Raw genomic sequence first — 13696 nt, forward strand, 5'->3', positions numbered from 1 at the left:
CTCCTGGCTGCTGCGGTCGCTCAGGTCCGCCGCCGGCGCGGGCCGGCGGCAGGTCTCCCCCTCTGTCATCGGCACCTGAGAGCTTCACCCGCGCGGCGGGATTTCCCCTTCGGTGAGCCGCCTTCCCCGCCCGCGGGGATCGACGCCTGCTTTCCAGAGGTGCCTCGCCCGAGCGGTCCTTTTGCCTGAGAGGTTCCGGGGAGGTTGCCCCTTCGGCGCCCCGCGCTGGCTGCACGGGGTCTCTCCCGCCCAGGGTCGACGGCATGTCCTGACGAAACCCTACCCAAAGCCGGGTCCGGGCGGTCGTCCCGGGCCCCGGCGGGTGGGGGCCTCCCCCGCGCGGACACGGGTGCCGTCCCCACCGCCCCGGGTGGTACCGGCCGGTACGATGTGCTCACTCACCTGGGACAAGACGGACCTCGGGCCACGGGGACGGAGATGGGGCTGCGAGGTGCACGCGCGACCGGCCGGGGGCCGGGACGGCACTCGACGCCGCGCCCCGGATTCTGGGACGCTGATCACGATGGCGGACGGTCAGGGCGGCGGTACGGCGTGACACAGACCCACGACGGCACGGTGCGCCCGCGGCACGGCGCGACCGCCGGCGTGCCCGTCGACGAGCCCGCCCAGCCCGACCGGATCCGCCGGCCGTCCGACGCGATCAGGTTCGCGGCGTCGGTGGTGGGGCTGGCGGCGGTGATGCTGCTGGTGTCGATCGCGCAGCAGACCACGCACGGCCTGCAGACCGACATCGCGGAGGGCACCGCGCACGCGCCGCGGCTGCTGCTGACGCTGGCGACGCTGGTGTCGAGCTTCGGGGTGCTGGCGGTGCCGATCGCGTTCGCCGTCGAGCGGCTGTTCCGCAAGGACGGGACGCGCGTCGCGATCGCGCTGCTCGCCGCCGTGATCGCGTTCGGGATCACGGTGGGCCTGGACGACCTGGTGGTGCGGGCGGCACCGGGCGGCGTGCTCGACTCGCTGATCTGGGGCGGCACCGAGACCGCGCCCGTGCACACCGACATCGCGCCCGTGATCGCGTTCGTGAGCGCGGTCGGGATGGCGGGCCGCGCCCGCTGGCAGGCCGCGACCTGGACCATGATCGGGCTGGCGGCGCTGACCGGGCTCACCGCGTCCTACGCCTCCGTCGCCGCGCTCGCCGCCACCTACTGCCTCGGCCGCGCCATCGGGCACGGCACGCTGTACGCGGTCGGCACGCCGAACCCGCGGCCGGCGGGCCGGGCGGTGGTGGCGTCGCTGGAGCGGCTCGGGCTGCGGCCGAAGCGGGGCGCGCGGCTCGACGAGCCCTCCGACGACACCGAGGACGGGCGCCGCTACGGCGTCGTCCTCGCGCCCGGCGGCGGCGGGTACGGCGCCCGCCCGCCCGCCTGCCGGGGCGTCCACGGCGACTGGGACCTGGAGGTCCGCGTCCTGGACCGCGACCAGCAGACCGCCGGGCTGCTGTACCGGATCTGGCGGCTGCTGCGGCTGCGCGGCGCCACCAGCGGGCGGACGCTGCGGTCGCTGCGCCGGTCGCTGGAGCAGGAGTCGCTGATGGCGTACGCGGTGGACGCGGCGGGCGCCCGCACCCCGCGGCTGGCCGGCACCTGCGAGGTCGGCACGGAGGCGGCGCTGCTGGCCTACGAGCACGTGCCGGGGCGGCGGCTCGGCGACGTCCCCGACGAGGAGGTCACCGACGAGCTGCTCACCGACATATGGCGGCAGTTCCGGGCGATGCAGGGGGGCCGGCTCGCGCACCGGCGGCTGCAGGACGGGGCGCTGCTGATCGGCGAGGACGGCCTCGCCTACGTGACCGACCTGCGCGCCGGGGAGACGGCGGCGGGCGATCTGGCGCTGCGGCTCGATCTGGCGCAGCTGCTCACCACGCTGGCGCTGCGGGCCGGGCCGGAGCGGGCGGTGCGGACCGCCGCGTCGGTGCTCGGCGAGGAGGCGCTCGGCGGGGCGGTGCCGCTGCTGCAGCGGGTGGCGCTGTCCCGGACGACGCGGCAGGCGCTGCGGCGCGACCGGGAGCTGCTGACCCGGATCCGGGAGCAGATCGTCCGGCTGAAGCCGGAGGTCGAGGCGGCGCCGGCGCGGCTGGAGCGGTTCCGGCCCCGCACGATCGTCAGCGTGGTGGCCCTGTCGTTCGCCGCGTACATCGTCATCCCGCAGGTGACCAGCCTGGACGTCGGCTACCTGGCGGCCACGGCGAGCTGGCACTGGGTCGCCGCGGCCCTCGGCGCGGCGGTGCTCAGCTATGTCGCGGCGGCGTTCATGCTGATGGGCTTCGTCCCGGAGCGCCTGCCGCTGGGCCGGACGGTCCTGGTGCAGGTCGCCGCGTCGTTCGTGAAGCTCGTCGCGCCCGCCGCGGTGGGCGGCGTGGCGGTCAACACCCGCTTCCTGCAGCGCTCGGGGGTGCGGCCGGCGCTCGCTGTGGCGAGCGTGGGGGCGTCGCAGCTGGTCGGGATGGTCACGCACATCCTGCTGCTCGTCCTGTTCGGGTTCCTCACCGGCTCGACCGCGAAGGCGACGCAGGACTTGGCGCCGTCCCGGACGATCGTGATCGCGGTGCTGGCGCTGGGGCTTCTGGCCGGCCTGACGCTGACGGTGCCCCGCGTCCGCCGCGTGGTCACGTCGCGGCTGAAGAGCATGTTCTCGGGCGTGGTCCCCCGGCTGGTGGACGTGCTCCAGTCCCCGACGAAGCTGTTCACCGGCATCGGCGGCACGGTGCTGCTCACGCTCGCGTTCGTCCTGTGCCTGGACTCCTCGATCCGCTCGTTCGGCGGTTCGCTGCCGTGGACGACGGTGGTGCTGGTGTTCCTCACCGCGAACGCCGTGGGTTCGGCGGCGCCGACGCCGGGCGGCCTGGGCGCCGTGGAGGGCGCTCTCACCCTCGCGTTGACGATCTCGGGGCTCTCCGCGGAGACGGCGACGTCCGCGGTCCTTCTGTACCGGCTCTTCACTCTCTGGCTGCCGGTGCTGCCGGGCTGGGGGGCGTTCGCCTACCTGCAGCGCAAGGAGGCGCTCTGAGCGTCAGCCGGTGCGGCGCGCCCGCCGGCGGTTGGCGAGCTCATCGTGGGGGTGGTGGGGAGGGTCCGCGGCGGCCCGTTCCCCGGGGAGTTCGGCGAGGCTGCCCTCGACCTCCTGCCAGACGCGTCCGAGCGCTATGCCGAACACGCCCTGGCCGCCTTGGAGGAGGTCGACGACCTCGTCCGCCGACGTGCATTCGTAGACGCTGACGCCGTCGCTCATCAGGGTGATCTGCGCGAGGTCCCGCACGCCGCGATCCCGCAGGTGCGTGACGGCCGTCCGGATCTGCTGGAGCGACACGCCGGTGTCGAGCAGCCGCTTCACGACCTTGAGCACCAGGATGTCGCGGAAGCTGTACAGCCGCTGGCTGCCCGAGCCCTGCGCGGCGCGCACGCTCGGCTCCACCAGTTTCGTCCGCGCCCAGTAGTCGAGCTGCCGGTAGGTGATCCCCGCCGCGGCGCACGCCGTCGGGCCGCGGTAGCCGACATCCTCCGGCGGCACGGACACCTGCGTGTCGAAGAGCAGGCCCTGCTCTCCGGCACGGCGGGACGCCATGTGCCTGTCGGGGGTCGCCTTGCCCTCGCCGCTGCTCACCGCCACGCGGACCTCCGGCTTCTATCATCCCGTGGCGGTTCGTCAAGGGGGTTTGACGAATTACACCACGGGTGTTCCACCAGCACGGTAGGTGCCGGTCAGGGTGTGGTCAACGTTCACCGTCGGCGCGTCGCATGCCCGGATGAACCGGCTTCACGTGGGCAAACTGCGCACCTCCGCCACCTGTGCACTCCTACCCCGATGGGCCGCCGTCAAAAACCACCAGCTCCAGGACGATGTGGCATTTATGACAAACCTCCCCCAAGCCGCCACCAACCGCCCTTGCGCGGGCGGCTTCGGCTCCAGGCCGCGGCGGCGAGCCCTGAACGAGGTGCACAGGAGCCCCACTGCGACCGCGCGGGTTCTGTCTCGGGCTGAGCCGGAAAGAGGGAGGGGCGGGGATCAGGGGTTCCCTGGCGCCGTCACCCCGGGCGGGCGGGAAACCGGGGCCGGCGAGCTGCGATCAGAGGGCTGGGGGCGGCGGGCTATCCGGCGCGGCCGAAGTCCTCCGGGGAGATCGTGTCGAGGAACTCGCGGAACTTCTCCACTTCGTCCTCCTGCTCGTCGGGGATGGCGACGCCGGCCTCTTCGAGGACGTCCTCGCTGGCGAAGATGGTGGCGCCGGTGCGCAGGGCCAGGGCGATGGAGTCGGACGGGCGGGCGCTCACCTCGACGCCGTTGGAGAAGATCAGGTCGGCGAAGAAGATCCCCTCGCGCAGGGCCGTGATGTTCACGGTGCGGAGCTGGACGCTGAGGGCGTCCAGGACGTCGCGGAACAGGTCGTGGGTGAGCGGCCGGGCGGGCAGCACCCCCTGCTGCGCGAAGGCGATCGCGGTCGCCTCGACCGCCCCGATCCAGATGGGCAGGTAGCGATCGCCCTCCGTCTCCTTCAACAGGACGATCGGCTGATTGGAGGGCATCTCGACCCGGACGCCGACGACCTCCATCTGCTTCACAGCGGCTCCCTGCTGGTTCTCGCGTTCTCGATCACCACTCGCAGCGGATCGATTCCTGACCGAACCATGTAGCCAACGTACACCCAGGGCCGGACAGCTCGTCGCGCCGCCGGGGCGGGAAAATCCTCCGCGGCGGGCATGATCAGTGGTCGAGGCTTTCGCTGAGCCCGGCGCTGACCAGGGCGGCGTGGAGCTTGACCGACAGCGCGGCGATCTCGCGGGCGGTTTCGGCGGCCTCCTCGTGGGCGCCGCGGCCGCGGCGGCGCAGCTGCGGGGCGACCATCTGCTCGATCAGGGCGACCTGGCGGTCGGCGGCGGCCTTGACGGCCCGCAGGTGCCGGACCTCGAAGCCGAACTCGCCGAGCGCGGCGGCGATCCGGCAGATGCCGAGGGCGTCGCCCTCGTAGTGGGCGCCGGTGCGGTGGACGAGGCCGTACTCCTCCAGGCGGGTGAGGAGCGCCTCGTCGATGCCGGCGCCGTCCAGGAGCTGGCGGCGGGTCAGCCGGACGGCGGGGTCGGGGGCGGTGGTGTCGGCGGCCACGAGGGTGCGGGGGCGGCGCCGGGACGGTTCGCGAGCGCCGAGCGGGGGGACGCTCTCACCGCGGTCGCGGGCCTCCAGATACCGGCGGATCACGCGCAGCGGCAGGTAGTGGTCGCGCTGCGCGGTGAGGACGAACCGGAGGCGCTCCACGTCGGCGTCGCAGAACTTGCGGTAGCCGGAGGGGCTGCGGCGCGGTTCGACGAGCCCCTCGGACTCCAGGAACCTGATCTTGGAGATGGTGATGTCGGGGAACTCGGGCCGCAGCAGCCCGAGGACGTCCCCGATCGTCATCGGGGACCGGGCAGGCTCCGCGTTCAACGCCCCTCCCGTTCCGTCAGCCGTGCGCCGGGTTCGTCAGGAACACCAGCCGGAACTTGCCGATCTGCACCTCGTCGCCGCCGGACAGGCCGGCCTGGTCGATCCGCTGCCGGTTGACGTAGGTGCCGTTGAGGCTGCCGACGTCGCGGACGGAGAAGGTGCCGCCCTGGCGGGTGAACTCGGCGTGCCGCCGGGACACGGTGACGTCGTCCAGGAAGATGTCGCTCTCGGGGTGGCGCCCGGCGGACGTGCGGTCCTTGTCGAGCAGGAACCGGCTGCCGGCGTTCGGGCCGCGCTTGACGACGAGCAGGGCGGTGCCGGGGGGCAGCGCCTCCATCGCCATCTGGTCGGGGCCGGCCTGCTCCTCGGCGCCCGTGTCGGTGTCCAGCGCCTCGAACCCGCCGATGGAGATCGTGGACGTGGACTCGCCGGGCGACTCGCGGTACGGCGGCGGAGCGGCCGGACTCCGGGTCAGCGGAGTGCCGCAGTTCGAGCAGAAGCGGGCATCATCCGGGTTGGCGTGACCGCACTGCGTGCAGTAGACGCTCGGCATCGATCGGCTCGGCCTCCTACCATCGGCGTGCCGCATGCGGGCGCCCCGCCGCAGCGGGAGCCGCCTGCGCCACGCGCATCCTTCACCCAACCCACGCCGGGGACCCGCCCCCGGCCACGGTCCTGCTCACCGCCCGCGCACGGCGACGGTCGCCGCAACTTAAGCGGGTATTGCCCGAGGGGTCAACTGGAACGGTGAACCGGCTGGACCAAACTACATTCGTCGATGATCGCAGGTCTACGCCGCCGCGCGGACCCGCCCCGATCACGACGCATGGGCCGGCCGTCCGGTTTGCCGTTCCCCCCGTTCCCTCTAGGGAGACCGTACCGCGCCGACGGCCACTTTCGCGCGCGGGGTGATCAGGACGGTCGCCCCCGCTCCGCGCAGCGTCCTGACGAGGCCGCCGGGGATGTTGAGCGCGGTGGTCATCGTGTGGGGGTCGCCGATGGCGAGGAAGCGGTACGGGAGGGAGAGCAGCCGCCCGTCGATCCGGACGCCGTTGCGGTCGTCCATGAAGTAGGTGTCGACGCCGACGCGGACATCGTTCACCTGGACGACCTCGGCGCCGGCGTCCCGCAGCTCCTGGAGCGCGTCCAGCAGGTCGATCGCCTTGACGCGGTCCCCGGGGTCGCTGATCAGCAGTTCGATGCCGGGGCCCTCGGCGGGGAGCGTCCCGGCGAGGAGGCCGTAGGTGGTCGCCCGCTCGCGGGCCTCCTCCAGGGCGCTGCCGCCCGCGGCGTCCCGCTCCAGCCCGGCCTTGGTCGCCTCCAGGTCGCGCAGATCGGCCCGCAGCCGCTCGGACCGCTGACCCAGATCGGCCAGGATCCCCACGAGCTCGTCCTGCCGCGCGGTGGCGAACGTGGAGTCCCGCTGCGTCGACCGGACCTGCGCGGTGACCGCGAACCCGAGGACGAGGCACAGCAGGCCGCCCGCGATCTGCCCGGCGGTGACCCGCGGGCGCAACAGCGCGAGGAGCCCCCGCAGCCCCTCCGGGCGCGCTTCCCGCTCACTCCCGGTCATGCGCCGAACAGCTTCCGCCGGATCCCGGCCACGTTGGAGAAGATCCGGATGCCGAGCACGACCACGACGCCGGTGGACAGCTGCGAGCCGACGCCGACCTGGTCGCCGAAGAACACGATCAGCGCGGCGATGACGGTGTTGCCGACGAACGAGACCACGAAGACCTTCTCGTCGAAGATCCCCTCCAGCCGCGCCCGGACGCCGCCGAACATGGCGTCGAGCGCCGCCACGATCGCGATGGGCAGGTAGGGCTGCAGCCACAGCGGCACGTCCGGCTGCAGCATCAGCCCCAGCACCACCCCGATCACGAGGCCGATCAACGCGATCACGCCGGGCTCACCCCTCCCCCGCTCCCCTGGCGGCTGCCGGCCGGCCGGGAGCGGGCCGGCCGTGCGGCTGTGCACCGCGCGCGCACCCGTCGCGCGGTCGGTGGTTCGCTGGTCATTGGCCGTCCTGCGGGGCGGGGGCGGCGTAGCGCAGGCGGAGCGTCCCCGCGCCGGGCAGCCGCGCTCCGGACGTGCGGTGCACCTCGTACCGGATGCCGTACCGGTCGCGCAGCGCGGCGAGGCGCCGGTCGGCGGGCGAGCCTTCGAGGGCGTCCCGCAGGCCGTCCGGGTCGCCGAGGGCCGTCACCGCGTAGGGGCCGGTGAGCGGCCGGTAGTCGACCAGGATCGCCTCGCCGGCCGCGCGGATCGCGGTGGTGGACGTGAGCCGCCGCCCGTTCACGCCGATGGCCTCGGCGCCCGCCGCCCAGAGCCCGTTGACCAGCACCTGGAGGTCCTGATCATAGACCCGGCCGCTCTCGGCGGCGGGGTGCCGCGCGGCGGGCGGGGCGTCGGCGAGGGTGACCACGATTCCGGCGCCCTCGGCGGGCAGCGCCGCCGCGGCGGCGCCGGCGCCCGCCAGCCGGCCGCGCACCCGGCGGCCCTCGTCGCTGCGGGCCAGCGCGGCGGCGCGGCTGCGCTCGGTCCGGGCGCGCAGCCGGTCCACGCGGTCCTGCAGGCCGTCGGTCTCGGCGGTGCGGGCGTGGATCTCGTCGATCAGCCGGGCCCGCTGCTCGGCCGCCACCGGCTCGCCGCGCCGCGCCTGCGCCCCGGCGACGGCGATCAGGATCCCGGCGAGGAGGAGGACCAGCAGGACGCCCGGGCCCCGCAGGCGGCGCGGCGGGGCGGAGGCGGCCCGCCGCGCGGCGGCCTCCGCGTAGCCGGGGTCGAGGAGCTTCCCGGCGAGCAGGTCGGCGAGCAGCGGCGTCGAGGCGCCGGGCCGCCGGTCGTCCCGTCGTGCGATCACCGCCCCATCATGGCAAGCCCGGGGAGCGCGCGGGCCGCCGCCGGCGAGACCGGGTCCGCGCCGGTCAGGCGGTGGCGGGGCGGTGCAGGCCGATCTGCAGCGCCAGCCCGGCGAGGACGGAGCCCATCAGGTAGCGCTGGACGCGCTGCCAGCCGGGGCGGCGCGCGAGGAACGCGGCGATGCCCCCGGCGCCGAGGACGATGAGGCCGTTCACGGTGATCGCGATGGTGATCTGGAGGAGGCCGAGCAGCATGATCTGGACGGCCATGTGCCCGCGGCCGGGGTCGGCGAACTGCGGCAGCAGCGACACGTAGAGGATCGCGATCTTCGGGTTGAGCAGGTTGGTGACCAGGCCCATGGTGAAGAGGCGGCGCGGCGGGTCGGCGGGCAGCTCCTTCGGCGCGAACGCCGTCGTGCCGCCGGGCCGCAGCGCCTGCCAGGCGAGCCAGAGCAGGTACGCCGCGCCGGCCAGCTTGATCACCGTGTAGACGGCCGGGACGAGCGTGAATACGGCGGTGAGCCCGGCGGTGGCGGCGGCGACGTAGACGAGGAAGCCGGCGGCGACGCCGCCGAGGGAGACGAGCCCGGCGCGGCGGCCCTGCGTCACCGACCGCGACACCAGGTAGATCATGTTGGGCCCCGGGGTCAGGACGAGCCCGAGGGCGAAGGCGGCCACGGCCGCGGCGGCGGTGAGCGAGATCATTGCACTCCGAACAGTGGAATTGATCTGAGACTAGATCTCGGCATTTACTCGGTGCAATACTTTCCATTGAAGTCGGAGCAATGTGGGGAGCGCATGGAGGATTTCCGCCGGGTCGCCGACGAGGTGGCCGCCGACATCGCCGCGGGGCGGCTGCGGCCCGGTGACCGGCTCCCGCCGCAGCGGGCCTTCGCCCGCGAGCGCGCCATCGCCGTGTCCACGGCGAGCCGCGTCTACGGGGAGCTGGCCAGGCGCGGCCTCGTGGTGGGCGAGGTGGGGCGCGGCACGTTCGTCCGCGCGGCCGGGCCCGCGCCCGTCCCCGCGCTGGCGGAGCCGGCCGGGGCGCGGGTCGATCTGGAGCTGAGCCAGCCCCTGCTGCCGGAGCAGAACGCGCTGCTCGCCGCGGGGATGGAGCGCCTCCTGCGCCCGGACGTCCTGGAGGCGGCGCTCGGGCCCGGCCGGGTCACGGGGACCGCCGCCGCCCGGGAGGCCGCGGCGGCCCTCCTGGCCGCGCCCGGCTGGCGTCCCGCACCCGGCTCCGTGCTGTTCGCGGGGAGCGGCCGGCAGGCGATCGCGGGCGCCGTGGCGGCGCTCGTGCCGCCCGGCGGGCGGCTCGCCGTGGAGGCGCTCACCTATCCGGTGGTCAAGGGCATCGCGGCCCGGCTCGGCGTCACGCTCGTCCCGGTCGCCGGGGACGAGCACGGGCTGCGCCCCGACGCCCTCGCCGACGCGCACCGCGCCGCCCCGCTCGGCGCGCTGTACGTCCAGCCGACGCTCCACAACCCGTCCGGGACGACGATGCCGGGGCAGCGCCGCGTCGAGCTCGCCGCCGCCCTCGAACGGCTCGGCCTCCACGCGATCGAGGACCGCGTCTGGGCGTTCCTCGACGAGGACGGCCCGCGGCCGCTGGCGAGCCTCGCGGCGCGGCGCACCGTGGTGGTCGACAGCCTGTCCAAGCGCCTCGCGCCCGGCCTGAGCGTGGGGTTCGCCGTCCCGCCCGCCGCGCTCGCCGGGCCCGTCGCCGCGGCGCTGCGCTCGGGCGCATGGGGACCCGCGCGCTTCGCGCTCGACGCGGCGGCCGGCTGGATCGCCGACGGCACGGTGGAGGCGGTCGCCCGGGCCAAGCGCGCGGACGCCGCGGCCCGCCAGAGGCTCCTCGCCGAGCGCGTCCCCGACGCCCGGTCCGCGCCGTGCTCGTACTTCTCCTGGTGGGATCTGCCGGCGCAGTGGCGCGCGGAGACGTTCGTGGCCGCGGCGGCGCGCCGCGGCATCGCCGTGACCCCGGCCGCCGCCTTCGTCGTGGGGACGGCCGCCGCCCCCCGCGCGGTCCGGCTCGGCCTCGCCTCCCCGCCCCTGGACGCCCTGGCGCGCGCCCTGGACGTCCTCGCCGAGATCGCCGCCGGCGACCCCGACGACACCGCCGCCGACTGACGCGGGATCAGGAGCCGGCGCGCTCGACGACGGCGGCCCACTCCTCCAGGAGGGCCTGGGCGGCGTCGGCGTCGGGCCCTTCGGCCCACAGGTGGGTCACCGCCTCCGCCGGGTCGGGCAGGACCAGCACCCAGCGGCCGTCGTCCTCCACCACGCGGACGCCGTCGGTGGTGTCGATCGTGCGGTCCCCGGCGGCCTCCACGACGTGCCGCATCACGCTGCCCTTGGCCGCCCACGGCGTCGGGACGGAGCGGCGCAGCAGGTGCGCGTCGGGGATGCGGCGGTCGATCTGGGACAGCGTCAGGCGGGTGCGCGCGACGAGGCCGACGAGCCGGACGAACGCCGCGATGCCGTCGACGGTGCCGCTGAACTCGGGCATCAGGAACCCGCCGCGGCCGTCCCCGGCGAAGATCACGCTGGGCTGGGCGGCGGCCTTGGTGAGGACGTCCTGGGAGGTGGAGGTCCACTCGACCTGCACGCCGTGGAACCGGCACACCTGCTCGGCGACCCGCGTCGTGGTCACCGGCAGCGCCACCTTGCCGCCGCGCCGCTCGGCCGCGACCAGGTCGAGCATGACGAGGAGGGCGCGGTCGTCGCCGACCAGCTCGCCGTTCTCGTCCACCAGGGAGATCCGCTCGCCGACCGGGTCGAAGCGGACGCCGAAGGCGGCGCGCGAGGAGGACACCAGGTCGCCGAGGCGCTCCAGGTCGCGCATGCGCTCGGCGAGCGTCTCGGTCGGGTTGGCCTCGTCCAGCCCGGCGTTGCGGGTGAGGACCTCCACGCCGACCTTGCCGAGCAGGTTCGGCAGGACGAGGGAGGCGACGCCGCCCGCGCAGTCCAGGACGATCTTCAGCCCGGCCTCGCGGACGCCGCGGATGTCGACGCGGCGCAGCAGGTCGCGGGTGTAGGTCTCGACGACGCGCGGCGGGTAGGTGAGCTCGGCGATCTCGCCGGGGAACGCGCGGCGGTACTCCTGGCGGCCGAAGACGCGCTCCAGCTTGCGCTGCGCCGCCTGGGACAGGTCGGCGCCGCCCGCGTCGAGGAACAGGATGTCGACGCCCTGCGGGTCGCCGAGGGTGGTGCGGATGTAGATGCCGCCGACGGCGTCCTCGCGGCCGGTCTCGAACCGGGCGACGGTGAGCGGGGTCGCCTCCAGGTCGTTGACGTTGATGGCGCTGGCGGTGAGCGCGCTGTTCACGGCGCGTTTGAGGGTGCGGGCGGCGCGCGAGACGTCGCGTCCGGTGACGACCGTGGAGCCCTTCTTCAGCGTGGTGGCGTAGGCGGAGGCCAGCCGCACCGCCAGCTCGGGGGTGATCTCGACGTTGACGAGCCCGGACACGCCGCGCGGCCCGAACAGGTTGCGCTGCCCGCGCGACTCCCAGATGACGCTGGTGTTGACGACCGCGCCGGCCTCGATCGTCTTGAACGGGTAGACCTTCACGCCGCTGGAGACGTACGCCTCGGCCTCGATGACGCATTCGTCCCCGATGACCGCGCCCTCCTCGACGCGGGCTCCGGCCATGATGTCGGTGTTCTTGCCGACGACGCAGCCGCGCAGGTTCGTGGACGGCGCGACGAACACGTTGTCGTGGACGATGGCGCGGTGCAGGAACGCGCCCTCCTTCACCACGACGTTGCTGCCGAGGACGGTGTACTCGCGCAGTTCGACGCCCGCCTCGACCTTCGCGTAGTCGCCGATGTAGAGCGGCCCTTTGAGCACGGCCTCGGCGTCCACCTCGGCTCCTTCGGCGACCCACACGCCCGGGGACATCTCGAAGCCGTCCAGCTCGATGCCGACCTGGCCCGACAGCATGTCGGCCTGGGCCTTGAGGTAGCTCTCGTGGGTGCCGACGTCCTCCCAGTAGCAGTCGGCCACGTACCCGAACAGGCGGGCCCCCTCGGCGAGGAGCTTGGGGAACACGTCCCCCGACCAGTCGACGGGCTCGCCCTCCGCGACGTGTCCGAGGACCTCGGGCTCCATCACGTAGATGCCGGTGTTGACGGTGTCGGAGAACACCTGGCCCCAGGTGGGCTTCTCCAGGAACCGCTGCACGCGGCCCTCGTCGTCCACGATGATGATGCCGAATTCGAGCGGGTTCGGGACCCGCTTCAGCCCGATGGTGACGAGCGCGTCGTTCTCCTTGTGGAACCGCACCATGTCGGTGAGGTCGATGTCGGTGAGCGCGTCCCCCGAGATCACGAGGAACCGGTCGTCGCGCAGCGCCTCCTCGGCGTTCTTGACGCTGCCGGCGGTGCCGAGCGGGATCTCCTCCGTCGCGTAGCTCAGCGACATGCCGAGCTCCTCGCCGTCGCCGAAGTAGTTGCGGATCAGCGCGGCCAGGAACTGGACGGTGACCACGGTCTCGGTGAACCCGTGCCGCTTCAGCAGCCGGAGCACGTGCTCCATGATCGGCCGGTTGACGAGCGGCAGCAGCGGCTTGGGCTGGTTGGCGGTCATCGGACGCAGCCGCGTCCCCTCGCCTCCCGCCATCACGACGGCCTTCATCGGGGGGTCTCAGCTCCCTTCTGGTCGCCGGCCGGCGGGTCCGCGCCCGGATCGCGCCGGTCGTCCGGTGCGCGCGCGGCGTCCGGCCCGGGGGCCGGGGGCGAGTCGCGGCCGGCCAGCACCAGTTGCCGCGTCTGCGTCCAGTAGAGGACGGCCGCCCACCAGTACAGGCCCGTCCCCCAGATGGCGAAGGACCAGCCGGCGACCTTCGCCGCGGTCGCCGCGCCGCCGTCGTGGTCGCCCAGCAGCAGCAGCGGGAAGGCGTACAGCAGGCACATGGTGCCCGCCTTGCCGATGAAGTGGACGGGCAGCGTGCCGCCGTACCCGAGCCGCCGGACGATCGGCGCGATCGGCAGGATCGCGAACTCCCGGGCGACGAGCAGCACCACCAGCCACAGCGGGATGATGTCGCGGATGGTGAGCCCGATCAGCGTGGCGAGGATGTAGAGGCGGTCGGCGGCCGGGTCGAGCACCGTGCCGAGCTTGCTGGTCTGGTTCAGCGCGCGCGCCAGCTTGCCGTCCAGCCAGTCGGACAGGCCGGCGAACACCAGCACGCCGATCGCCCACCCGTCCGCCTCGGCCAAGACCAGCCACAGGAACAGCGGGACGCCCACGAGCCGTGCCACGCTCAGCACGTTGGGCACCGTGAAGATCCGGTCCTGCGGGGCCTCCTGCAGTGTGCTCACCGACGCGATCGCCTCCCCTGGTCCCCTTGATCCTGACCCTACCGGTAAGGGTTTGAAAGGCCCCGATAGCGTCC

General features: G+C 74.1%; 12 protein-coding genes and 1 riboswitch. Of the genes, 2 read left to right on the plus strand and 10 right to left on the minus strand.

Features of this window, described 5'->3' with window-relative positions; genetic code table 11:
- Positions 1–163: 163 nt before the first annotated feature.
- A riboswitch (glycine riboswitch) is annotated at positions 164–258 on the minus strand.
- Between the two features lie 294 nt (positions 259–552).
- Entirely contained in the window at positions 553–3027 is a 2475-nt protein-coding gene (locus tag ACIWVC_RS16035) for a YbhN family protein (RefSeq protein WP_396448519.1), read from the plus strand.
- A gap of 3 nt (positions 3028–3030) precedes the next feature.
- On the opposite strand, the gene ACIWVC_RS16040 is transcribed toward ACIWVC_RS16035, so the two are convergent.
- The 8 genes from ACIWVC_RS16040 to ACIWVC_RS16075 form a co-directional block, all read right to left on the minus strand.
- Positions 3031–3627, minus strand: coding sequence for a MerR family transcriptional regulator (locus ACIWVC_RS16040; RefSeq protein ID WP_396448520.1), 597 nt, complete (start codon positions 3625–3627; stop codon positions 3031–3033).
- Between the two features lie 479 nt (positions 3628–4106).
- Complete coding sequence (locus ACIWVC_RS16045; RefSeq protein ID WP_067468341.1) at positions 4107–4577, minus strand: bifunctional nuclease family protein; 471 nt, start codon at positions 4575–4577, stop codon at positions 4107–4109.
- 142 nt (positions 4578–4719) lie between these two features.
- Positions 4720–5436 carry a MerR family transcriptional regulator gene (locus ACIWVC_RS16050; protein ID WP_396448521.1) on the minus strand — a complete coding sequence of 239 codons (717 nt, stop codon included), beginning with the start codon at positions 5434–5436 and terminating at the stop codon, positions 4720–4722.
- Between the two features lie 16 nt (positions 5437–5452).
- Positions 5453–5989, minus strand: coding sequence for an FHA domain-containing protein (locus tag ACIWVC_RS16055; RefSeq protein ID WP_396448522.1), 537 nt, complete (start codon positions 5987–5989; stop codon positions 5453–5455).
- 312 nt (positions 5990–6301) lie between these two features.
- Entirely contained in the window at positions 6302–7009 is a 708-nt protein-coding gene (locus ACIWVC_RS16060; RefSeq protein WP_396454269.1) for a DUF881 domain-containing protein, read from the minus strand.
- Positions 7006–7338: a small basic family protein gene (locus tag ACIWVC_RS16065; RefSeq protein WP_396448524.1), complete on the minus strand. Its 333-nt coding sequence runs from the start codon at positions 7336–7338 to the stop codon at positions 7006–7008. Before ACIWVC_RS16065 ends, ACIWVC_RS16060 begins: the two co-directional genes overlap by 4 nt.
- A gap of 112 nt (positions 7339–7450) precedes the next feature.
- On the minus strand, positions 7451–8299 hold the full coding sequence (locus ACIWVC_RS16070) for a DUF881 domain-containing protein (RefSeq protein ID WP_396448525.1): 849 nt from the start codon (positions 8297–8299) through the stop codon (positions 7451–7453).
- 64 nt (positions 8300–8363) lie between these two features.
- Positions 8364–9002, minus strand: coding sequence for a LysE family translocator (locus ACIWVC_RS16075; RefSeq protein WP_396448526.1), 639 nt, complete (start codon positions 9000–9002; stop codon positions 8364–8366).
- Positions 9003–9095: 93 nt separating this feature from the next.
- Here ACIWVC_RS16075 and ACIWVC_RS16080 point away from each other — a divergent pair, with 93 nt between their 5' ends.
- On the plus strand, positions 9096–10430 hold the full coding sequence (locus tag ACIWVC_RS16080; RefSeq protein WP_396448527.1) for a PLP-dependent aminotransferase family protein: 1335 nt from the start codon (positions 9096–9098) through the stop codon (positions 10428–10430).
- A gap of 7 nt (positions 10431–10437) precedes the next feature.
- Here ACIWVC_RS16080 and ACIWVC_RS16085 read toward each other — a convergent pair whose 3' ends face one another.
- Entirely contained in the window at positions 10438–12936 is a 2499-nt protein-coding gene (locus tag ACIWVC_RS16085) for a sugar phosphate nucleotidyltransferase (protein WP_396448528.1), read from the minus strand.
- Positions 12933–13622, minus strand: coding sequence for a CDP-alcohol phosphatidyltransferase family protein (locus tag ACIWVC_RS16090; protein ID WP_396448529.1), 690 nt, complete (start codon positions 13620–13622; stop codon positions 12933–12935). Before ACIWVC_RS16090 ends, ACIWVC_RS16085 begins: the two co-directional genes overlap by 4 nt.
- Between the last annotated feature and the right edge of the window lie 74 nt (positions 13623–13696).

It is taken from the genome of Actinomadura sp. (assembly GCF_044508335.1).
In the GTDB taxonomy this organism is placed as follows: domain Bacteria; phylum Actinomycetota; class Actinomycetes; order Streptosporangiales; family Streptosporangiaceae; genus Spirillospora.